Here is a 21954-nt window from a genome sequence, read left to right on the forward strand (position 1 = left end):
GTTCCCCTTAACGGCCGGTGGTCGTGTACGGCAGCAGGGCCATCTCGCGGGCGTTCTTGATGGCCTTGGCGATCAGACGCTGCTCCTGGACGGAGACACCCGTGACGCGACGCGCGCGGATCTTGCCGCGGTCGGAGATGAACTTGCGCAGCAGCGCGGTGTCCTTGTAGTTGATTTCGGTGACCTTGGCCGCGGTGAGCGGGTTGCTCTTCTTCTTCGGCTTCCGGACGACTGGCTTTGCCATGTTGCTCCTGTGGTGAAAATCCTGACCTGACGGTCAGTGACGTGAGTATTTAGAAGGGGGGCTCTTCGGACGCGCCGGAGTTTCCGCCCCATGAGCCGGATCCACCCTGGGCCGGCTGCGACGACCAGGGGTCGTTGGCCGGTGCCTGGGCGCCTCCGCCGGAGTTTCCTCCGCCGAAGCCGCCACCTGAGTTGTTGCCGCCGCCACCGAAGCCACCGCCGCCGCCACCGCCGGAGCGGTTGGCGCGGGTGACCTTGGCCGTGGCGAAGCGCAGCGAGGGACCGATCTCGTTGACGGTCATCTCGACGCTGGTGCCCCGCGAGCCGTCCTGTCGCTCGAAGTTACGGATGCTCAGCGGGCCCTGGACGATGACCTGCTGACCCTTCTGCAACGACTCCGCGACGTTCTCGGCCAGCTGGCGCCACGCGGCGCAGCGGATGAACAGAGCCTCGCCGTCCTTCCACTCGTTCGTCTGACGATCGAAGGTTCGAGGCGTCGAGGCGACGGTGAAGTTGGCGACTGCGGCGCCCGAAGGAGTGAACTTCAGCTCCGGGTCGTCGGTGAGGTTGCCGATGACGGTGATGATCGTTTCGCCTGCCATGGGGCGCAGCCTTTCAGGTGTGTGGGTGTCTGGCTCGAGTGTTCCGCACAGATGTCGGGAGCGCAGGCGCTCGTCCACATTGCGAGGAACAGTGCTTCAGGCCTACTTCACGTCGGGACGTGTGACCTTCGTACGCACAACGGACTCGTTGAGCGTCAGCTGGCGATCGAGCTCCTTGACCGTGGCGGGCTCGGCCTTGAGCTGGACGACGGCGTAGATGCCCTCGTTCTTCTTGTTGATCTCGTAGGCAAGACGGCGCTTGCCCCACACGTCGACCTCGTCGACGGAGCCGCCGTCCTGGCGCACGACGTTGAGGTACGTGTCCAGGCTGGGGGCGACGGTACGTTCTTCGAGATCAGGATCAAGGATGATCATGACTTCGTACGGGCGCAGTGACATTCAGTCTCCTTCGGACTAAACGGCTACGGGGATTCCGTAGCAGGAGTGGTTGCCAAACAGCAACCGCCCAAGTCTACGGGACCACCGCCGTCCGGGGGAAATCCGCCGCCCAGACCGCGAGTGGTGGATTCTGGGGATTCTGGGACGGCGTGTCGTCCGAGCTTGCACCACTCGGTCACCGGTTTGCACCACTCGGACGTGGGGGGCGCGGTGGCTCGTCCCGGACGAACCGCAGCAACCGGGTGCTGAGCTGCGCCTGTCCGATCCGGCTCACGGACGCGCGCCGCGCCTCCGCCCGCCACACGTCCAGGCGTCCGGGCAGGTGCGGGAGCCCTGCGGCGTCCTCGGCGTCCCGGACGATCAGCTCCGGCGCCCGGAGGATCTCGCTGGCGATGTAGCCATAGCGCTGCAGGCCCGACCGGGCGAGCATCTTCTCGCGCCGCAGGTCGTCCTGGTGCCGGATCCGGTCGCGGTGGTCGGCGCCGTCGTACTCGGCGGCCCGGTTCGTCCCGCGGATCCGCAGGTCGACCCGCGCCACCTCGACCCCGGCAGCATTGAGCACCACGTGCTGCGGATCGACCGGGATGCCCGACAGCTCGTGCAGCAGGCGCAGCATCGTCTCCCACCACGACTCGCTACGTCCGTCCGCCAGCGGCAGCGCGCGGCGCAGCACGCGGACGCCACGCCGTCCCGGTCGCATCGTGGCCCGGATGCGCTTGACCGAGGTGTGCCCCAGGTACAGCGCCGAGTCGATCACCGCGACGAGATCGAGCAGTGCCAGGTGCTCGGCGAGCTCGACGATCGTCCACTCCGCCGACGCCAGCGGGACGTCGTCGAACCGCTCCCGGTGACCGGGCGGGATGTCGCAGCGCCGGACGTACACCCCACGCCGGTCCAGATGAACCCCCTCGCCGGAGGTGCACGCGATGACGGGACGCTGCTCGTCGAGCATCGGCAACCACCAGCCACGCACCTCCGCGCTGGTGAGGTGGGTGAACACGGCGTCGTCCGGGAGCATGACTGCGATGGCTCGGCAGGTCGACGGCAGGTGGTCGGCGGTGGTGGCCAGCTGCGAGACGCCGGCGACCGGGTGCGTGAACCATCGGCTGCGCAGGATGTCCGGGCTGAATCCGCGATCCTCGGCGTCGCGGTGGCGAATGGGGTCCATCGGACCACGGTCGAGCCGCCCGCCCGGGACCCGCCACGTCCGTCGTACCGGCTGTGGACGCGCCGGCGCTGTCCACAACGACCGCGAGTGGTGCATTCCCGACACCGAGTGGTGCAAGCTCGGGCGACACGCCGTCTCAGAATCCCCAACATCCACCACTCGCGGAAATGGGGGCGGAACTAGGGTGGGGGGGTGGAGCTTGAGCTGGTTTCCCTGGTCGTGTCGCCGGTGCGGCGGATGGACGGGCGGCCGCGCGACGGGATGACGCCGTATGACGGGGACGAGACGCCGTCGACCGTCCGGGTCCGGGCGCACAAGGGACTGGTCGGCGACCGGTACTTCAACACCCGGTTCACCTACGCGTCCGTGACGATGATCGCCGCGGAGAAGATCGAGCAGCTCGAGAGGCAGATCGCCGGCGAGGGCCTGTTCCCGGCGACCAACACCCCGTTCGACCCGGTGCTCGCGCGCCGCAACCTGGTGACCCGCGGCCTGGACGTCGACGCGCTGGTGCGGCACACCTTCACCCTGGACGCCGGTCACGGGCCGATCCGCTTCCGGTCGATCACCCCCGCCAATCCGTGCGCGTGGCTGAACGTCGTCTACGCCGACGGGGCCCACCAGGCACTGCGCGGGCACGCCGGCATCCGCTGCGAGCCGCTGGACGACGGGCAGCTGTCGGTCGGGCCGGCGCTCGTCACCGACATCGCTCCGATCCCGCAGGACGAGCTGACCCGTCAGGTGCGCCGCGCGCCCGTGGCCTGAGCCTGCGTCGGGTCCTCCGGCCAGGCGTGCTTGGGATAGCGGCCGCGCAGCTCGGCGCGCACCTGCCGGTACGGCCCGGCCCAGAACGACTCCAGGTCGGCGGTGACCGCAGCGGGCCGGCGGGCCGGGGTCAGCAGGTGCAGCAGCAGCGGCACCCGCCCGTCCGCGATGCGGGGCGTCGCGGTCCACCCGAAGGCGTCCTGCAGCCGCACCGACAGCACCGGCTGCTCGGTGCCCGTCGCCCCGTACTCGACCCGGGCGCCCTTGCCGTTCGGCAGCGTGACCCTCTCGGGGGCCAGCTCGTCGAGGCGTCCGGCCGCGGGCCACGGCAGCAACCGGCGTAGCGCCGACAGGACGTCGATGCGGCCCAGGTCGCGGCTGCCCCGCACGCGGGCGAGATCGGCACCGAGCCAGGCATCGATGCGGGTCAGCAGCGCCTCGTCTCCGACATCGGGCCACGGCTCGCCGAGCGCGTCGTGCAGGAAGGCCATCCGGCGGCGCAGCGCGACCGCAGCCTCGCTCCACGGCAGCATCGCAAGGCCCTCGCGGGACAAGCCGTCGGCGACCGCCGCCGCGACCGCGTCCGGCGGCGGATCGGCCAACGGGACGGCCGACAGCTCGATCGCCCCGAGCCGGGTGACCCGGCGGGCCACGATCCGGCCGCCGGCCCAGGTGACCTCGTCGGCCTCCTGCCACACGCCGGACGCCGCATCGAGCGCGATGTCCTCGGTGATGGGCGCCGCCGACCGGATCGTGGCGTCCCGCGCGCCGGGACGCCGCTCGGCATCGGCGATCGCGATCCACGGCAGCCCTGCGAGCGACGGGTCGGCAGCGCGGAAGGCCGCCCCGGTGCCGGACACCATGAGGTACGACCCGCCACCGGAGCGTCGGCGCGCGATGCGTCCGGGGTGCGCCAGGGCCACGACGGTGCCGACCGCGAGATCGTCGGTCAGCCCGGTCCGGGACGTGCGCGTCGGCAGCAGCGACTCCAGCCGTGCGACGGCCTCGGCCCACGACCGGGCCGCCGGTCCGCCACGCCGCACGCCACGCAGCGCCGCGACCAGGTCGCCGCCGGGCGCGCGGACGTCATCGTCCAGCAGCGCGACGACCTCGGCCGCCCGATGTGCACCGACGGCCTCGGCCCCGTCGAGCAGGGCGCGGGCCAGCCGGGGATCGGCCGGGACCTGGGCCATCGCGCGGCCGCGGTCCGTGATGGCGCCGGTGGCGTCGATCGCGCCGAGGCCGACCAGGGTCTGGCGGGCCGTCTCGAGCGCGGGCGGCGGCGGTGGGTCGAGCAGGGCCAGGCTCGCACCGTCGACATCGCCCCACGCGGCGAGCTCGAGGCAGAAGCCGGTCAGGTCGGCGACGGCGATCTCCGGCGCCGGGTGCGCGGGCAGGTGGGCGTGATCGGCGCGCGACCAGCACCGGTGCACGACGCCGGGTGCCTCACGCCCCGCGCGGCCGGCCCGCTGCTCGGCCGCGGATCGGCTCACCCGCACCGTCACGAGCGCGGGCAGCCCGCGAACCTGGTCGGTGCGCGGCTCGCGGGACAGTCCGGCGTCGACCACGATGCGCACGCCCGGCACCGTCAGGGACGACTCGGCGACCGCGGTCGACACCACGATCCGGCGACGCGCTCCCTGGGTGAGAGCCCGGTCCTGCTCCTGGGCGGGGAGCCGGCCGTGCAGCGCCAGCACGTCGACGTCGCCCAGCCCGGAGAGCCGGCGCATGACCCCGTCCACCTCGCCGACGCCCGGCACGAACACCAGCACGTCACCGGGGTCGGTGGAGACGGCGTGGCGGACCGTGGCGGCCACGTGGTCCAGGAAGCGTGGCGGCACGCCGCGCTCGTCGGTCGGCAGGACGCCCGGCGGCGGGGGGGCCCAGTGCGTCGTGACGGGGTGCAGGGCTCCGGGCACGTCGACGACGGGGACCGGACCGGTCGTCGAGGCAGCCAGCGTCGCGGCCGTGCGCTCGGCCTCGACGGTCGCCGACATCGCGACCAGCAGCAGGTCGTCGCGCACCGTCGCGCGGACGTCGACCAGGAAGGCCAGCGCCAGGTCCGCGTCGAGCTGCCGCTCGTGCACCTCGTCCAGGACGACCGCCGCGACGCCCGGCAGCTCCGGATCGCGCTGGAGCCGGCGCAGCAGCACCCCGGTGGTCACGAACTCGATCCGGGTGTCCGGCCCGACCGCCCGGTCACCGCGCACGGTGTGGCCCACGGTCTGGCCGACCCGCTCACCCAGCAGGCTTGCGAGCCGCCGGGCCGCGGCACGGGCCGCGATGCGGCGCGGCTGGGTCACCACCACCCGGCCGCCGCCGGCGACCATCGCGGCCACCGCCGGCGGCACCAGCGTCGTCTTGCCGGTGCCCGGTGGAGCCTGCATCACGGCGACGCCCTGCTCGCGCAGAGCGATCTCCAGCGCGGGCAGCCCGGACCGGACCGGTAGATCGGGAGGGTTCTCCAGCAGTCGCCGGATCAGGTCGGGAGGCACGATCAGAGGTCGGCCGAGATCTTCCAGATGTCGACACCCTCGGTGTCGCCGGCGAGACGATCGATCGCCGCCAGCTCCTCGTCGGTGAAGTCGGTCTGGCCGGCTGCGGCGAGATTCTCGTCCAGCTGCTGCGTGGAGGACGCACCGATCAGCGCGGAGGTGACTCCCCCCGGACGCAGGATCCAGGAGATCGCCATCTGCGCCAGCGACTGCCCACGCTGCTTGGCAATGGAGGCCAGGCCGCGCAGCCGCTCGAGGTTGTCCTCGGTGAGGACGCCCTCGTCGAGGCTGCCGCGGTCGACCGCCCGCTCGACCGGCTCGTCGCCGAGGTAACGATCGGTCAGCAGCCCCTGCGCCAGCGGGGAGAAGCCGATCGCCCCGAGGCCGTGCTCGTCGAGGGTGGTCAGCAGCCCGCCCTCGACCCAGCGGTTGAGCATCGAGTAGGACGGCTGGTGGATGATCAGCGGCGTCCCGAGGTCGCGTGCGATCGCGACCGCCTCGACGGTGCGCTCCGGCGAGTACGACGAGATGCCGGCGTACAGCGCCTTGCCCTGGCCGACCGCGGTGTCCAGCGCGGTGATGGTCTCCTCCAGCGGCGTCGCCGGGTCGACGCGGTGCGAGTAGAAGATGTCGACATGGTCGACGCTCATCCGCTCCAGCGAGGCGTCCAGGCTCGACAGCAGGTACTTGCGGGAGCCGAGCTTGCCGTACGGGCCGGGCCACATGTCCCAGCCGGCCTTCGTCGACACGATCAACTCGTCGCGGTACGGCTTGAAGTCGGTGCGCATCATCCGACCGAAGTTCTCCTCCGCCGAGCCGTGCGGGGGACCGTAGTTGTTGGCCAGGTCGAAGTGCGTGATGCCGTGGTCGAAGGCGTGCCGCAGGACCTCGCGCTGGGTGTCGAACGGGCGGTTGTCGCCGAAGTTCCACCACAGTCCCAGCGAGATCGGCGGGAGCAGCAGCCCGGAGGTGCCGACGCGGCGGTAGTCCAGGCGCTGGTAGCGATCGTCGGCCGCGACGTAAGGGCGGTGGATGTCCGGCACGGGATCGGCGTAGTAGCGCTCCTCGGTCATGCCACCAACGCTAGCCCCGCCCGGTCGTCAGCGCGCCACGGCCAGCAGCACGGGGTCCGGGCGTCCGGCCCACGTGCCGGTCAGGGTCTTGCCGCCCAGTGCCCACGAGTCGTCGCCGACGATCCGCAGCAGCTCGAGCTCGGCGGCCGAGGTGACGATGACCGTCGAGGCGTCCACGTCACGGACGTCCACCAGTCCGACCGTGTCCATGTCGACCTGGGTGCCGCTGCCGATGACGTGGACGCTGGGCTCCACGGGCGTCCGCACCCCGTTCTCCTCGCGCTCGAGCGGCGCCTGCGTGCCACCGCCGAGGATCGTCGTGGCCAGCGCGGCGGCGTAGACCGGGTCTCCGGAGGCGTCGTACACCCAGCGGCGGCCCAGCGCCGAGTGCTCCATCGTCGTGATGAGCCACTCGTCGGCACCGGCCAGCGGCGCGCCGCGATACGTCAGCGGCACCTGCAGGAACGGGCCCTCGCCGGCCCGGACGATCAACGTCTCGATGCCGACCTCGCCGTCGGGATCGTCGAACCGGTACGACCCGATGATCTCCAGGCCCAGGTCGTCACCGGCGAACCACGGCTGCGTGGGGGCCCAGGTCCGGATCAGCTCGATCTTGCTCGGGCTGATCTGCGCTGCGTGAAGAAGGGCCATGGTTCCGACGCTAGCGCAGGCGAGTGATCTCCACACCGACGAACAGGTCCGAGCCACCCGATGTGGAGAAGATGCCCCGCAACGGCGGGCTGTCGCCATAGTCACGGCCCTTCGCGACGACGACGTGGCGTGGCCCGGGAGCCACCGCATTGGTCGGGTCCCAGCCCACCCACTCGCCGTCCCACCACTCGATCCAGGCGTGCGACTCACCCTCGACCGTCTCGCCCACGACGGGGTCCAGGGACGGGTGCAGGTACCCCGACACGTACCGCGCGGGGATTCCAGCGTCCCGCAGGGCGCCCAGGCTCAGGTGCGCGAAGTCCTGGCAGACCCCGGTGCGCGCGTCCCACGCATCGGCCGCGGACGTCGTGACCTCCGTGCTGCCCGGGACGTACGCGATCCGTGAGTGCAGCAGCTCCATGACCGCGACCGCGTAGTCGTTGGGACGCTCGGACGCCGCGCGGATCGGCACGAGCCGCTCGTGCAGGTCCGGGGAGGGCGCCACCCAGTCCGACAGCTCCAGGTACTCGCACCACTCGTCCTTGACGTCATCGCTGAGCTCGTCCCAGCCGATGCCGTGCTGCTTGGGCGGCACCTCCTGGGTGTCGACGATCGATGTCGCCACGACCGTCAGGTCGGTGTGCGGGTCGTGGACCTCGAACGAGGTGACCGTCGTGCCCCAGTAGTCGCGGTACTCGTACGACCACGGGGTCGGCGAGATCTCCAGCCGCGAGCGCAGGACGTACTGCTCCGAGGTCGTCATCGGCGTCATGCGGGCCTCGTTGAAGGACGCCATCGCGCCCTTCTCGTAGTGGTAGCCCGTGGTGTGCTTGATGCGCAGCTGCATCGTCATGCGGTGACCTCGTTCATAGGACGACCCCTCCGCGCCAGGTGTGGGTCTCGGACTCCGCGAAGTACCGCGCCGAGACGGCATCGCTCGCGGCAGCACAGCTGCGCTGCAGGCGCTCCATCTCGACCGGCAGGTCGAACACGATCTCGGCGAGCGGGCGGTACTCCAGCTCGGTGCGCGCACGCCCGAGCAGGCGCTGCGCCTCGTCGCTGAAGCCGGATCGCTGGCCCGCAGACTCCAGGTTGTTCAGCGCCCGCTCCGCCTCGGCCAGGGACGACACGATCGACCGTGGGAACCAGCGGTCCAGCAGCAGGAACTCAGCGGCCTGGCGATCGGAGTCGATGCCGCGATAGGCGCGGATGAAGCTCTCGTAGGCGCCGCAGGCGCGCAGCGTCGTCGGCCAGGCCACCTGCGGCCCGGAGGCCAGCGCCGCGGTCGACAGCAGACGGGCCGTCATGTCGACCCGCTCGATGCTGCGGCCCAGCATGTAGAAGTGCCAGCCGTCGTCGCGCGACATCGTCGAGTCGGCGATGCCCGAGATCATGGCCGTCCGGTTGCGGACCCAGCTGAACATGTCCGGCGGACGCATCGCGCGGGCGGTGCTGAGACCGCGCCACGTCGTGTTGATCGCGGCCCAGATGTCGGTCGAGAGGGTCTCGCGCGCGCGCCGCGAGCTCTCGCGGGCCGCACCGATCGCCGCGGCGATCGACACCGGGGAGTCGGGGTTGTGCGCCAGCAGGTCCAGCAGCATCCAGCGGTTGGGCAGACCCGTGTAGTCCTCGACGCCCATGACCGACAGCAGCTGCTCGCACGAGGTGCGCTCGTCCATGCCGGGGTCCTCGACCAGCACCTGCATCTGGACGTCCAGGATGCGTGCGGTGTCATCGGCCCGCTCGAGGTAGCGGCCGATCCAGAACAGCGACTCGGCAATCCGGCTCAGCATGCGTCGCTCCTTGAGCCTGTCGAAAGGCCGCCCCTTGAGCCTGTCGAAAGGGAGCCTGTCGAAAGGGAGCCTGTCGAAAGGGAGCCTGTCGAAACGGTCTGCTGTTGCTGCTGCTCCTGCTCCTGGACGTGCAGGTCGGGGCCCTGGCTGTCGAAGGCGGGACCGGCCGACTGGGCGACTCCGGCCACCGGTGAGGCGGTGGGGGCCATGTCGCCCTCGTCGTCGGGATCGCTCGCGCGGGCGAGCACCCAGGTGTCCTTGGAACCGCCGCCGCGGCTGGAGTTGACGATCAGCTCGCCCTCCGGGAGCGCGACGCGGGTCAGGCCGCCGGGCAGGACGAACACGTCGTCGCCGTCGTGCACCGCGAACGGCCGCAGGTCGACGTGGCGGGGACGGATGCCGTCCTCCACGAGGGTCGGGTTGGTCGACAGCGAGATGACCGGCTGCGCGATCCAGGCCCGCGGATCGGCCAGGATCTTGCCGCGCAGCTCCGCGAGCTCGTCGGGCGACGCGGCCGGGCCGATCACGATGCCCTTGCCGCCCGAGCCGTCGACCGGCTTGAGCACGAGCTCGTCGAGCCGGTCGAGCACCTCCTCGCGCTGATCGGCCTCGCCGAGCCGCCAGGTGTCGACATTGCGCAGGATCGGTTCCTCGGACAGGTAGTAGCGGATGAGATCGGGGACGTAGGAGTACAGCAGCTTGTCGTCGGCGACGCCGTTGCCGACCGCGTTGGCGATCGTGACGTGACCCGCGCGGGCCGCGTTGATGATGCCGGGCACGCCGAGGGTGGAGTCGGAGCGGAACTGCACGGGGTCCAGGAAGTCGTCGTCGATGCGGCGGTAGATGACGTGCACGGGCTCGAGGCCCTGGGTCGTGCGCATCATGACGCGTCCGGAGCGGCACACCAGGTCGCGGCCCTCGACCAGCTCGACGCCCATGGTGCGGGCCAGCAGCGTGTGCTCGAAGTAGGCCGAGTTGTAGACGCCCGGGGTGAGCACGACGACGGTCGGGTCGCTGACACCGGCCGGTGCGGCCTTGCGCAGCGCCGACAGCAGGTGCTGCGAGTACTGGGACACCGGACGGATGCGGTGATCGGCGAACACCTCGGGCAGCGCCGCCGACAGGGCCCGCCGGTTGGTCATGACGTAGGAGACGCCGGACGGCACCCGGACGTTGTCCTCGAGGACGCGGAAGTCGCCGTGCCCGTCACGGATCAGGTCGACGCCGGCGACGTGGACGCGCACGCCGTTCGCGGGCTCCAGCCCGGCCACGACCCGGTGGTAGTGCGGTGAGGTGACCACGGTGTTTCGCGGCACGACGCGGTCGGCGAACAGCTCTCCGGGTCCGTAGGCATCGGCCAGGAAGGCCTCGAGCGCGAGGACCCGCTGGCGCACGCCGCGCTCGACGTGGTCCCAGTCCTGGGCCTCGATCAACCGGGGGACGATGTCCAGGGGGAAGGGCCGCTCCTCGCCCTCGACGCCGAAGGTGACGCCCTGCTCGAGGTACGACGACGCGAGCGAGTCGGCGCGCAGACGGACTTCGTCAGCACCCATCTTCTCGAATGACGTGTGCACCTGGCGGTATCCGGGACGGACCTCGGTGCCCTCGAACATCTCGTCGAACCCGGCGACCGGTCCATAGCCGTCGAAGAGCTCTGAGGTGTTCACGGGAGACACCGTAGGACACATTTGCTGCCGGCACGTTTCGGCGGGTCGATTCGTCCGCGGCGCGGGGACGAATAGGCTCCGTTTGCAGGGCGAAGGACGTCACCTGGGGTTACGCTCGGCTCAGGTTCTACCGTCGGGAGGCGGTGCGGGATGACGGATGCATACGTTCTCGTGCTGAACGCCAGCTACGAGCCCCTGCAGCGCGTCTCCATGCGTCACGCCATCAAGATGCTCGTGCGCGAGGTCGCCGTCATCGAGGAGGAGGCCGGTGGCTCGTTCGGCCCGTTCCCGGTCCCCAAGGTGCTGCGGCTGGTGCGCTACGTCGTGACCCGCTGGATGCACCGGCGCTCCAACCTGTGCACCAAATCGGCGATCAAGGCGCGCGACCAGATGTGCGCCTACTGCGGCGGCAAGGCCGAGACCGTCGACCACATCGTCCCGCGCAGCCGCGGCGGGACCCTGACCTGGGAGAACGCGGTCGCCGCCTGCATCCGCTGCAACCACCGCAAGGCCAACCGCACGCCGACCGAGGCGGGCATGACCCTGCTGGTGGTCCCGGCCCAGCCGCGGTACGTCGTCCGCGACTGACCGGCTCTCAGAGCCCGACCGACTCGTAGATGTCGTCCAGGGCGTCCAGGTAGGCGCCCTGGTCGGCGCCGACCTCACGCTGGGCCTCGGCCGACTTCTGCACGACGACCTCGGCGACCTGCTCGTACCGGGCATTCCACTTCTCGGCCTCGATCTGCCAGTAGCCGCAGGTGTAGAAGTCCGCGTGGGACCACCCGAGCTCGCGACGCAGGTGCTTGCGGACCGCGCGGCTGGAGCGGGCCTCGCCGGCGAGCCAGACGTACCGGTCGGAGTCCGGCAGCTCGCGGGAGGTGACCGCTGCTGCGAGCGCCTCGCAGATGTCGGTGTCCTTGGCCACGACCTGCCAGGTCACGTCGACATCGGCGGGACTCGGCAGCGCGATCCGGTCGCCCGGATCGGTCAGGACGATGTGGACGGCCACCTTCTGCTGCGGCGACAGCTCACGCAGGATGCGCGCGATCGCCGGCAGGCCGGTGATGTCGGCGACCAGCAGCTGCCAGCCGACGCCGGCGGGCGCCGCGTACAGCCCGTGCGGCTCGACGAGGCCCACCTGGTCACCGGGACGGCAGGTGCGCGCCCAGTCCGAGCCGACGCCCTGGTCGTGCAGGGCGATGTCCAGGTCGATGCTCGTCCGGCCGTCCACGGTCCGGTGGTCGGTGACCGTGTACACGCGGAAGTCGGGCTCGACGGCACCCTCCGGGTAGGAGATGTTCCACTTCTCGTCGATCTCGGGCAGGGCCAGCGCCGCGCCGGCCGGCGGGATCATGACGCGGACGTACTCGTCTGGGATGCCGGTGGAGGTGTAGCCCGTCACGCCCAAGGTCACGGTGACCAGGTGCGCGGAGCGCTGCCGACGTCCCAGGACCGTCGCGGTGCTTGTCTTCACGGGAGACCTTCCATAGATTCCGACTTAGGCAAGGCTAACTGATGCTGGCACCCCGGTGGACCCGTCGACGGTTGGTAGCGTGGTGCGGTGACGTCAGAACCCCCCCTCGTCCCCCTGAGTGTCCGCCCCATCAGCGCTGCCGAGCACCTCGACTTCGTGCGGAGCCGCCCCTCCGTCAGCTTTCTGCAGACCCCCGCGTGGGCGCAGGTCAAGAACGAGTGGCGTGGCGAGTCGATCGGCTGGTTCGACGGCAGCACGATCGTCGGTGCCGCCCTGGTGCTCTACCGGCAGCTGCCGCGGCTCAAGCGGTACCTGGCCTACCTGCCCGAGGGCCCCGACATCGACTGGTCCGACGGTGACGTCGCGCGCTGGCTGACCCCGATGGCCGCCCACCTGAAGAAGCAGGGCGCCTTCGGCATCCGCATGGGGCCGCCGGTCATCACCCGACGCTGGCGCGCCGCGACGATCAAGCAGGCGATCGCCGATCCCGTGCTCGGCTCGCTGTCCGACGTGCCCGCCGACGAGCGGGACGAGGCGGCCATCGAGCTGCGCGCGACCCTGTCGGCCCTGGGCTGGAAGGAGATCCCGACCGAGGGCGGGTTCTCGGCCGGCCAGCCGAAGTTCAACTTCCAGCTGCCGCTGGCCGGACGCGACGAGGCCGATCTGCTGGCCGGCATGAACCAGCTGTGGCGCCGCAACATCAAGAAGGCCGCCAAGGCGGGCGTCGAGGTCACGACCGGTTCGCGTGACGACCTCGCCGAGTTCCACCGCGTGTACGCCGAGACCGCCGAGCGCGATTCCTTCACCCCGCGTCCGCTGTCGTACTTCCAGCGGATGTGGGACGCGCTGAGCGCGGAGGAGCCCGACCGACTGGTCCTGTACCTGGCCCGCCACGAGGGCGATCTCGTCGCCGCGACCACGATGGTGCGCGTCGGCGAGCACGCCTGGTACTCGTACGGCGCCTCGACCACCCAGAAGCGGGACGTGCGCGGCTCGAACGCCATCCAGTGGCAGATGATGCGCGACGCGCTGGCCGCCGGCGCCACGACGTACGACATGCGCGGCATCACCGAGACGCTCGACCCGGACGACTCCCACGTCGGGCTGATCCAGTTCAAGGTCGGCACCGGCGGAGAGGCCGTGGAGTACCTCGGCGAGTGGGACCTCCCGCTCAACCGCGCCCTCCACCTCGGCTTCACGACGTACATGAGGAGACGAGGATGAGTGGATTCGACCTTGACGTCGACGCGGCACGCTGGCGTCGCAGCCTGGGAACCGTCACCGAGACCCGCCCCCGCCTGGTCCCGGTCATCAAGGGCAATGGCTACGGCTTCGGTCGTGACCTGCTGTGCCGCGAGTCGACGGCCCTGGGAGTCGACACGATCGCGGTAGGCACGTACGACGAGGTGCCCGCCGCACTGGCCGCCTTCGACGGGGATGTCATGGTGCTGACGCCGTGGCGGCCGTTCTTCGTCGATGCCGTGATCGACGACCGCGTCATCCACACCCTCGGACGCGTCGACGACGTGGCCGCGCTGGCCGCCGCGGCGCCTGGCGCACGCGTCCTGCTGGAGGGCGAGACCTCGATGGCGCGCCACGGCTTCGACCGGCACGAGCTGGCCGCAGCCGTGGCCGTGCTCGGCGACCTGCGGGTCGAGGGATTCGCGATCCACCTGCCGCTGCGCTCGGTGGCTCCCGGCGGCAACTACGGTGAGGCCGAACGCTGGGCCGCGGCGCTGGAGGCGTCCCAGGTCGAGACCACCACGCTGTACGTCTCGCACCTGACACCCGGGGAGGTCGGCGCCCTGTCCGCACGGCGCCCGCACCTGGACATCCGCCCGCGGATCGGCACCTCGCTGTGGCTGGGCGACCTCGGTGCCCTGTCGGTGCGCGCCACGGTGATCGACTCGCACCTCGTCGCGCGCGGCGAGCACATCGGCTACCGCCAGCGGGCGATGCCGCGCGACGGCACCTTGCTGATCATCGCCGGCGGCACGAGCCACGGCATCGGCCTGGAGTCGCCCAAGGCCGTGTCGGGGGTCGTGGCACGCGGCAAGCAGCTCGCCAAGGGCGGTCTGGAGGCGGCCGGCCTGTCCCTGTCGCCGTTCCGGATCGGCGGCAAGCAGCGCTGGTTCGCCGAGCCCCCGCACATGCAGGCCAGCATGGTCTTCCTGCCCGGCGACGTCGAGGCCCCCGCGGTCGGCGACAGCGTCGACGTCGCGGTGCGCTTCACCACCGCGACGTTCGACGCCATCAACCTGCGCTGAGGCCGGGGGCTACGGCCCCGTTCGCGGCGTCGGCGGCGTCGGCGGCGCGGGCGTCGTCGGCTGCGTGGGCGGCGTCGTCGGCACCGGCTCCGGGACCGGCGGGGTGGTCGGCTCCGGCGCGGGCGGCGCGGGGGTCGTCGGGGTCGGGGTGGTCCGCTCCGGCTTGGGCTTGCTGGTCTTCTCGGTCTTCTTCGGCTTGGGCTTGGGCGCGACGTAGGTCGTGCCCTTCTCGGCCTGGATGTTCGCCGGCCGCGGGAACGTGCCGCAGTCCGAGGGATCCAGGGCCCGGTCCATGTACGCCTTGAACGTCTTGGCCGGGATCTGGCCGCCGAAGAACGGCACCATGTAGCCCTCGAGGTCCTCGTTGCCGACGCCTCGGTTGTACATGACCGCCGTGGCCAGCTTCGGGGTGATGCCCGCGAACCACGACGACGACACGTGCTGGTCCTCGTCCTCGCCGGCCGTCGCCGTTCCGGTCTTGCCCGCGGTGGGGCAGATCGTGCGGGCATTCGTGCCGCTGCCGGCGCTGACGACACCCTGCATCGCCGCGATCGTGTCGGCCGCGACGTCCTTGGGGATCGTCTGCTTGGTCTTGACCTCGTGCTCGTGCAGCACGGTGCCCTGGTAGTCCTTGACGGTCTCGACCATGTACCAGTCGGCGCGCTTGCCGTCGGCGGCCAGCGTCGCGTAGGCATTGGCCATGTCGATCGGGGGAACCGGGTTCGTGCCCAGCGACACGTTGGCGACCTTGGCCCACTTGTCGGTGATCGAGCTCGGGATGCCCGCCTGGTTCGCGGCCTTGAGCACCTTGTCCGCACCCTTGGCCCAGTCGCTGTCCATGCCGCCGGCCATCTGGATGGTGAGGTCGACGAAGGCAGTGTTGACCGACTTGGCCGTCGCGGTCGACAAGGGGATCTGGCCAAATGAGCTGGTGCCGGTCTCGCCCTGGTTCTCGGTGATCTGCTTGCCGTCCTTGTCGCGCAGCGGCGAGTTGCCGTTGAGCGTCGTCCTCAGGCTGTAGCCGTTCTCGAGGGCAGCGACGACCGCGAAGACCTTGAACGTGGATCCGGGCTGGGTCGGGAGCAACGCCCAGTTCTGCTGGCTCTTGAGGAAGTCCGGCCCGCCGTACATGGCGCGCACGGCGCCCGTGCCCGGCTGGATCGAGGCCAGGGCGGGGTGCAGCTCGGGACGGTCGGCGGGACGGTTGAGCTTGATCGCCTCGACGGCGTCCTTCTGGTCCTCGTAGTCGAAGGTCGTCACGATCCGCAGACCGCCACCCTCGATCTGGGAGGGGGTGAACTCCAGCTTGGTCATCTGGTCCTTGACCGCGGCGAGCAGGAATCCCTTGGTGCCACCGAAGCGGTTGAGGTCCTTCTTGGGCTTGACCGACGGCAGCTTGTCGGAGAACTTGGCGGCCTCCTCGCTGGTGATCGCGCCGGACTTGACCATGCCCTTCAGGACGTAGTTGAAGCGCGGCTGGATGCGCGACTGGGCGTTCTCGGCGTAGGGATCGTAGTAGCCGGGGCTGTTGATGATCGTGGCCAGCAGCGCCGACTGCGCGTAGTTCAGCTCCGAGGCCGGCTTGCCGAAGTAGTCCTGCGAGGCGACCTGGACGCCGTACGCGCCGTTGCCGAAGTAGATCGTGTTGAGGTAGCCCTCGAGGATCTCCTTCTTGCTGAGCTGGTTGTGGATCTTGATCGAGAGGATGGCCTCCTTGACCTTGCGCGTGTACGAGCGCTCCTGGGTCAGGTAGAGGATCTTGACGTACTGCTGGGTGATGGTCGAGCCACCGCCCTGGATCTCACCGCTGGTGGTGTTGTCGCGCACGGCGCGGATGATGCCCTTGAGGTCGATGCCGCGGTTCGTGTAGAAGCTGCGGTCCTCGGCTGCGATCGCGGCGGCCTGCATCGAGGCCGGGATCTCGTCGATCGAGATGTTCTCGCGGTCCTGCAGGGCGAACTCGCCGATCTTGTGCTTGCCGTCGGAGTAGTAGACCTGGGTCGTCTGGGTCTGGAAGTCGGCGTTGGCGTCGGGGATGTTGATCGTCTGGTAGAGCACGAAGAACGCCGCGGCGGCGGCGAGGATGCCGGTCACGCCCACGAAGGAGAACCAGCGCAGCGCCCGGGCCCACCACGGTCCCTGGCCGCCGACCCGGCGGCCGAATCCACGCAGCGCGCCACCCTTGCCGCCGTTCTTGGCTGCGCTCTTGCCGGCACCGCTCTTGCTGCGGCTCGCGGCAGTCGTCCGGGATGTCGCTGGTCGCTTGGCGGCGGGTCGCTTGGTCGTCGAGGGGCGCTTTCGCTGTGCTGCCAAGGGTCCGTCTACCTCCGTACGGGACCCGTGGAGCGGGTCCTCCGTCGCTCAAGTGTGCCGAACGTACCGGACGAACCGGTAACCGAGTGCCGAATCGGTGTCCAGTGTCACGCCGCGCCACATTTCTCGCACATGACGTTTCGATGTATCGTTTCGATATAACAACGGCAACACTATGTCTGGACTGGGATGACACGACGCGGCGCGGCACTTGAGGTGGCAGTCCTCGGACTGCTGCACGATGCCCCGATGCACGGGTACGAGCTGCGCAAGCAGGTCAACGCCCTGCTGGGCTGGGGTCGCATCCTTTCCTACGGAACGCTGTACCCGGCGCTCAAGGCTCTCGGCAAGGCCGGCTACATCGTGGCCGACGAGACCGTGGAGCCCGAAGGCCGTGGCCGGCGTGCCCGCATCGTCTACCGACTCACCGCCGAGGGCAAGGAACACTTCGCCCAGACGCTGGAGGACTCCGGTCCCTCGACGTGGGACGACGAGACATTCGGCGTCCGGTTCGCATTCTTCGCGCGCACCGACGCCGCCTCGAGGGTGCGAATCCTCGAGGGTCGCCGGAGCCGCCTGGAGGAGCGGCTCGAGAACGTACGAAAGGCCGGGCAGCGCAAGCGTGATCGCGTCGACTCCTACACCTTGGAGCTGCAGCGTCACGGCTTGGAGTCAGTCGAGCGCGAAGTGAAATGGCTGACCGAGCTGATCGACCGCGAGCGCTCGGGTGGCTATCCCGACGCTGACATCCCCGAGACCACCACCACCGAGAAGTAATTCATCTCAAGAAGGAGAACCCATGGGTTCGGTACGCGTAGCAATTGTGGGCGTGGGCAACTGCGCCACCTCCCTGATTCAGGGCGTCGAGTACTACAAGGACGCTGATCCCGACGGCAACGTCCCCGGACTCATGCACGTCAAGTTCGGCGAGTACCACGTCAACGACATCGAGTTCGTGGCAGCGTTCGACGTCGACGCCAAGAAGGTCGGCTTCGACCTCGCCGAGGCCACGCAGGCCAGCGAGAACAACACGATCAAGATCGCCGACGTCGCCCCGACCGGTGTCATCGTCCAGAAGGGCCACACGCTCGACGGTCTGGGCAAGTACTACCGCGAGACGATCGAGGAGTCGGACGCCCCGGCCGTCGACATCGTCCAGATCCTCAAGGACACCCAGGCCGACGTCCTGGTCTCGTACCTGCCGGTCGGCTCGGAGCAGGCGGACAAGTTCTACGCCCAGTGCGCCATCGACGCCAAGGTCGCGTTCGTCAACGCCCTGCCCGTGTTCATCGCCTCGGACCCCGACTGGGCCAAGAAGTTCGAGGACGCCGGCGTCCCGATCATCGGCGACGACATCAAGAGCCAGGTCGGCGCCACCATCACGCACCGCGTCATGGCCAAGCTGTTCCAGGACCGCGGCGTCGTGCTGGACCGCACGTACCAGCTCAACGTCGGCGGCAACATGGACTTCAAGAACATGCTCGAGCGTGAGCGCCTGGAGTCCAAGAAGATCTCCAAGACGCAGGCCGTGACCTCGAACATCAACCACGACCTCGGCGCCAAGAACGTCCACATCGGCCCGAGCGACTACGTCCAGTGGCTCGACGACCGCAAGTGGGCCTACGTCCGCCTCGAGGGACGCGCCTTCGGTGACGTCCCCCTCAACCTGGAGTACAAGCTCGAGGTCTGGGACTCCCCGAACTCGGCCGGCATCATCATCGACGCCATCCGTGCGGCGAAGATCGCCAAGGACCGTGGCATCGGCGGCGCCCTGCTGTCGGCCTCGTCGTACCTGATGAAGTCGCCCCCGGAGCAGCGTCCCGACGAGCTGGGCCGCGAGATGCTCGAGAAGTACATCTCCGGCGAGCTCGAGCGCTGAGCTCAGCCTGACCCATGACGAAGGGCCGGTACCCGCGAGGGTGCCGGCCCTTCGTCATGTCCGCAGCAGGACGCGCAGGGTGTGGCACACGACGGCGGCCGCCTCGTCGACGTCGAGCCCCAGGTCATCGCGCAGGCTCGACCACGTCGGCCAGCTCGCGGCGACGAACAGGGCCCTGGCCAGCACATCTCGGTCGGTCCTGGCCGCCAGCTCGGGGCGAAATGTCGCCGCCAGATCGCTCTCGACCCGCTCGACGTGGACCTGCCGGCTGTGTGCGAGCGCCGGCGAGAAGGGCTCTCCCAGCGCCGCCGACCGCGCGGCCGGGGCCAGGTGCTCGAGCCGCCGGGCCCGCTGCGCGCAGAACGCATCGATCCGGTCCTCCAGCGGGAGCCCGGGATCGATGTCCTCGCGCAGCTCGAGATCGGCCATCTGCCAGTAGGCCGTCGTCTCGGCGAACAACGCCTCCATGTCCTTGAAGTTCAGCCACACCGTACGCAGCGACACACCTGCCCGCTCCGCGATGGTCTTGGCGGTCGGTTTGAGCACGCCCTCGCGCAGCAGTGCCGTGTGGGCGGCGACGATCGCCTCACGGGTGCGCTCGCCCCGGGCAATGCGCCCGTCGGTGTTGTGCCGGCGCTGATCGCTCATCGATCGTCCTTCCTTCGAGCCGAGCCAAGTATGGCCGCGTGTGGCGAACCGCCCTGACCAGGTGCTTGACGTGGCTGGCGAAAACATACACTCTGTGTGCATGAATCTGGAGACCCACATCACACCCGGGCGGTTCGGTGGTGCCGCCGGGACCGGGGCCCACCTCCTCGTCGAGGGCGTCACGGTGCGGTTCGGCGGGCTGACCGCCCTGTCCGAGGTCGGCTTCGAGGTACCCGAGGGCCAGATCGTCGGCGTCATCGGACCCAACGGTGCGGGCAAGACGACGCTGTTCAACGTCGTGTGCGGGTTCACCACGCCCCAGGACGGGCGGCTGAGCCTGGACGGGGCCCCGTTCCGGCCGCGGCCGCACCGGTTGACCCGCCACGGCATCTCCCGCAGCCTGCAGGGCCTCGGCCTGTTCGAGGGCCTGGACGTCCTGGACAACATCATGACCGGCGCCGGTGTCCACGCCCGCTCCGGATTCTGGTCCGGCCTGCTCGCCCTCCCGCGCGCCGATCGGGACGATCGAGCGCTGCGCGACCGGGCCGAGGCGCTCGCCGACGAGCTGGGCCTGGGCGATCACCTCCACGCCTTCCCCTCGACCCTGCCGTACGCGGTCGCCAAGCGGGTCGCGCTGGCCCGCACCCTGGTCAGCGATCCACGACTCGTCCTGCTCGACGAGCCCGCCGGCGGACTCAGCCACGACGACGTCCAGCAGCTCGCGGAGCTCATCACCAGCCTGCCGGGACGGGGGTGCTCGGTGATGCTCGTCGAGCACCACGTCGACCTGGTGATGTCGGTCTGCGACTCGTTGGTCGTGCTGGACTTCGGCAAGGTCATCGCCACCGGAACGCCGGCCCAGGTGCGCGACGACCCGGCCGTCGCCGAGGCCTACCTGGGTGCCGAGGTCCCGTCCTCGTGAGCGCGCTGCTGCAGGTTCGTGGCCTGACCGCCGGATATGGCGCCGCTGCCGTGCTCCACGACATCGACCTGGACGTGCAGGCCGCGACCATCGCCGCGGTCGTCGGGGCCAACGGCGCCGGCAAGACGACGCTGCTGCGGGCCCTGTCCGGCCTGGTCCGGCCGGAGTCCGGATCGATCGTGTGGGACGGCACCGAGCTGCGGGGCACCCGCGTGGAGGACCTGGTCCGCCGAGGCATCGCGCACGTGCCCGAGGGACGGGGCGTCATCACCGAGCTGACGGTCGAGGAGAACCTGCGCCTCGGGCACGTCTGGCGCAAGGACAAGACGGACGCCCGGCGGGCCACCGCCGAGGTCTATGAGCTGTTCGAGCCGCTGGCCAGGCGGCGCACCAGCCCCGGCCACCAGCTGTCCGGCGGCGAGCGCCAGATGCTGGCGATCGCCCGCGCGCTGGTCGGACGGCCCCGCCTGCTCCTGCTGGACGAGCCGTCACTCGGGCTCGCACCCAAGATCACCGCGCAGATCATGGCGCTGCTGCGCCGCCTGCGCGACGACACCGGGCTGACGGTGCTGCTCGTGGAGCAGAACGTCCGCAGCGCCCTGTCCGTCGCCGACCGTGCCGTCGTCATCTCACTGGGCCGTGTCGTCGTGGACGACGCCGCCGACCGGGTCGCCGCCGACGACGACCTCCGCCACGCCTACCTGGGGTTCTGAGCAATGGACCGATTTGTCTTCCTGACCATCGACGGGATCTCCCGGGGGGCGGTGTTCGCCGCCTTCGCGCTGGCGCTCGTCCTGATCTGGCGGGGGGCCCGCCTCGTCAACTTCTCGCAGGGCGCGATGGCTGCGGCCTCGACGTTCGTCGCGTACAGCGTCACCTCGTCCACCGGCTCGTACTGGCTCGGCCTGGTCGCCGCGACGCTCAGCGGCCTGGTCATCGGTGCCGGGACCGAACGCCTGGTCATGCGGCACGTCGACGCGAGCCGGCCGCTGAACGCGGTCATCGTGGCGCTCGGCGTCGTCCTGGTGATCCAGGCGGTCCTCGGCATCATCTACGGCAGCACCTACCGCCCGATGGCGATCCCGTTCAGTCGCAAGCCCTTGACGATCGGCGACCAGGCACTGCTGTCCCCGTACGACATCTTCGTGCTGACCACCGTGGTGGCGGTCATGGCGGGGCTGGGCTGGATGTTCACCCGGACCGACATCGGCCTGACGATGCGCGCCGCCGCGTTCAACCCTGACATGGCCCGTCTCCTGGGCGTCGACGTCGGCCGCATGCTGACCTTGAGCTGGGGACTCGCCGGGGCCGTCGGCGGGCTGGCTGCCCTGCTGATCGTGCCGACCGAGCTCGGCGCCCATCCGCACTCGACCGATCTGGTGTTCGTCTACGCGTTCACGGCGGCCGTCGTCGGCGGGCTGGACAGCCCGGTCGGCGCCGTGGTCGGCGGGCTGGGGATCGGCCTCGTCCTGTCCTACGTCAGCGGCTACTCCGGGAGCGACATCTCCGCCGTGGTGATCCTGGGCCTGCTGACCGGGGTGCTGCTCCTGCGACCGGCCGGGCTGTTCAGCCGCGCGGCAGCCAGGGCGGTGTGA

At 70.2% G+C, this 21954-nt stretch carries 22 protein-coding genes; 9 read left to right on the forward strand and 13 right to left on the reverse strand.

Features of this window, described 5'->3' with window-relative positions:
- Positions 1–7 precede the first annotated feature (7 nt).
- The 4 genes from rpsR to NQV15_RS17910 all read right to left on the reverse strand — a co-directional run bounded on the left by rpsR (position 8) and on the right by NQV15_RS17910 (position 2412).
- Positions 8–244, reverse strand: coding sequence for a 30S ribosomal protein S18 (gene rpsR, locus NQV15_RS17895; protein ID WP_232402403.1), 237 nt, complete (start codon positions 242–244; stop codon positions 8–10).
- A gap of 49 nt (positions 245–293) precedes the next feature.
- Positions 294–845 carry a single-stranded DNA-binding protein gene (locus tag NQV15_RS17900; RefSeq protein ID WP_232402405.1) on the reverse strand — a complete coding sequence of 184 codons (552 nt, stop codon included), beginning with the start codon at positions 843–845 and terminating at the stop codon, positions 294–296.
- Between the two features lie 102 nt (positions 846–947).
- Positions 948–1238, reverse strand: coding sequence for a 30S ribosomal protein S6 (rpsF, locus tag NQV15_RS17905; RefSeq protein ID WP_232403452.1), 291 nt, complete (start codon positions 1236–1238; stop codon positions 948–950).
- Between the two features lie 181 nt (positions 1239–1419).
- Positions 1420–2412, reverse strand: a complete 993-nt coding sequence (locus NQV15_RS17910) for a hypothetical protein (protein WP_232402408.1) — start codon at positions 2410–2412, stop codon at positions 1420–1422.
- A gap of 192 nt (positions 2413–2604) precedes the next feature.
- On the opposite strand from NQV15_RS17910, the gene NQV15_RS17915 reads away from it, so the two are divergent.
- Positions 2605–3177: an MOSC domain-containing protein gene (locus NQV15_RS17915; protein WP_306459355.1), complete on the forward strand. Its 573-nt coding sequence runs from the start codon at positions 2605–2607 to the stop codon at positions 3175–3177.
- Here NQV15_RS17915 and hrpB read toward each other — a convergent pair.
- The 6 genes from hrpB to NQV15_RS17945 are packed head-to-tail and all read right to left on the reverse strand — an operon-like array spanning position 3150 to position 10856.
- On the reverse strand, positions 3150–5672 hold the full coding sequence (gene hrpB / locus NQV15_RS17920; RefSeq protein WP_232402410.1) for an ATP-dependent helicase HrpB: 2523 nt from the start codon (positions 5670–5672) through the stop codon (positions 3150–3152). The genes NQV15_RS17915 and hrpB overlap by 28 nt on opposite strands.
- Positions 5673–5674: 2 nt before the next feature.
- Complete coding sequence (gene mgrA, locus NQV15_RS17925) at positions 5675–6745, reverse strand: L-glyceraldehyde 3-phosphate reductase (protein ID WP_232402412.1); 1071 nt, start codon at positions 6743–6745, stop codon at positions 5675–5677.
- A gap of 27 nt (positions 6746–6772) precedes the next feature.
- Positions 6773–7396, reverse strand: a complete 624-nt coding sequence (locus NQV15_RS17930; protein WP_232402413.1) for a CG0192-related protein — start codon at positions 7394–7396, stop codon at positions 6773–6775.
- Between the two features lie 10 nt (positions 7397–7406).
- On the reverse strand, positions 7407–8249 hold the full coding sequence (locus NQV15_RS17935) for a transglutaminase family protein (protein WP_232402415.1): 843 nt from the start codon (positions 8247–8249) through the stop codon (positions 7407–7409).
- A 13-nt stretch (positions 8250–8262) separates the two neighbouring features.
- A complete protein-coding gene (locus NQV15_RS17940) occupies positions 8263–9189 on the reverse strand; it encodes an alpha-E domain-containing protein (protein ID WP_232402417.1) in 927 nt (308 codons plus the stop codon).
- Entirely contained in the window at positions 9183–10856 is a 1674-nt protein-coding gene (locus NQV15_RS17945) for a circularly permuted type 2 ATP-grasp protein (protein ID WP_232402419.1), read from the reverse strand. The genes NQV15_RS17940 and NQV15_RS17945 overlap by 7 nt, the downstream gene beginning before the upstream one ends.
- A 150-nt stretch (positions 10857–11006) precedes the next feature.
- On the opposite strand from NQV15_RS17945, the gene NQV15_RS17950 reads away from it, so the two are divergent.
- Positions 11007–11444 (forward strand): HNH endonuclease, encoded by a 438-nt coding sequence (locus tag NQV15_RS17950; protein WP_232402421.1) that lies wholly within the window; start codon positions 11007–11009, stop codon positions 11442–11444.
- A gap of 7 nt (positions 11445–11451) precedes the next feature.
- Here NQV15_RS17950 and NQV15_RS17955 read toward each other — a convergent pair whose 3' ends face one another.
- Complete coding sequence (locus NQV15_RS17955) at positions 11452–12330, reverse strand: siderophore-interacting protein (protein ID WP_232402422.1); 879 nt, start codon at positions 12328–12330, stop codon at positions 11452–11454.
- 87 nt (positions 12331–12417) lie between these two features.
- Between NQV15_RS17955 and NQV15_RS17960 the strand changes: the two genes are divergently transcribed.
- A complete protein-coding gene (locus tag NQV15_RS17960; protein WP_232402424.1) occupies positions 12418–13554 on the forward strand; it encodes a lipid II:glycine glycyltransferase FemX in 1137 nt (378 codons plus the stop codon).
- Positions 13551–14597 carry an alanine racemase gene (locus NQV15_RS17965; RefSeq protein WP_232402426.1) on the forward strand — a complete coding sequence of 349 codons (1047 nt, stop codon included), beginning with the start codon at positions 13551–13553 and terminating at the stop codon, positions 14595–14597. The genes NQV15_RS17960 and NQV15_RS17965 overlap by 4 nt, the downstream gene beginning before the upstream one ends.
- Before the next feature lie 9 nt (positions 14598–14606).
- Here NQV15_RS17965 and NQV15_RS17970 read toward each other — a convergent pair whose 3' ends face one another.
- A complete protein-coding gene (locus tag NQV15_RS17970) occupies positions 14607–16910 on the reverse strand; it encodes a transglycosylase domain-containing protein (protein ID WP_232402428.1) in 2304 nt (767 codons plus the stop codon).
- A gap of 216 nt (positions 16911–17126) precedes the next feature.
- Here NQV15_RS17970 and NQV15_RS17975 point away from each other — a divergent pair, with 216 nt between their 5' ends.
- Positions 17127–17687, forward strand: a complete 561-nt coding sequence (locus tag NQV15_RS17975) for a PadR family transcriptional regulator (RefSeq protein WP_232402430.1) — start codon at positions 17127–17129, stop codon at positions 17685–17687.
- A 22-nt stretch (positions 17688–17709) separates the two neighbouring features.
- Entirely contained in the window at positions 17710–18789 is a 1080-nt protein-coding gene (locus tag NQV15_RS17980) for an inositol-3-phosphate synthase (RefSeq protein WP_232402432.1), read from the forward strand.
- A gap of 54 nt (positions 18790–18843) precedes the next feature.
- On the opposite strand, the gene NQV15_RS17985 is transcribed toward NQV15_RS17980, so the two are convergent.
- Positions 18844–19437, reverse strand: coding sequence for a TetR/AcrR family transcriptional regulator (locus NQV15_RS17985; RefSeq protein ID WP_232402434.1), 594 nt, complete (start codon positions 19435–19437; stop codon positions 18844–18846).
- Between the two features lie 100 nt (positions 19438–19537).
- Between NQV15_RS17985 and NQV15_RS17990 the strand changes: the two genes are divergently transcribed.
- Genes NQV15_RS17990 through NQV15_RS18000 form a run of 3 tightly spaced genes read left to right on the forward strand, consistent with a single transcriptional unit; the run spans position 19538 to position 21954 of the window.
- The gene (locus NQV15_RS17990) at positions 19538–20359 is read left to right on the forward strand and encodes an ABC transporter ATP-binding protein (protein ID WP_232402435.1); all 822 of its coding nucleotides are present in this window, start codon (positions 19538–19540) and stop codon (positions 20357–20359) included.
- Entirely contained in the window at positions 20356–21072 is a 717-nt protein-coding gene (locus tag NQV15_RS17995; RefSeq protein ID WP_232402437.1) for an ABC transporter ATP-binding protein, read from the forward strand. The genes NQV15_RS17990 and NQV15_RS17995 overlap by 4 nt, the downstream gene beginning before the upstream one ends.
- 3 nt (positions 21073–21075) lie before the next feature.
- The gene (locus tag NQV15_RS18000; RefSeq protein WP_232402439.1) at positions 21076–21954 is read left to right on the forward strand and encodes a branched-chain amino acid ABC transporter permease; all 879 of its coding nucleotides are present in this window, start codon (positions 21076–21078) and stop codon (positions 21952–21954) included.

It is taken from the genome of Aeromicrobium wangtongii, assembly GCF_024584515.1.
GTDB classification, from domain to species: Bacteria; Actinomycetota; Actinomycetes; order Propionibacteriales; family Nocardioidaceae; genus Aeromicrobium; species Aeromicrobium wangtongii.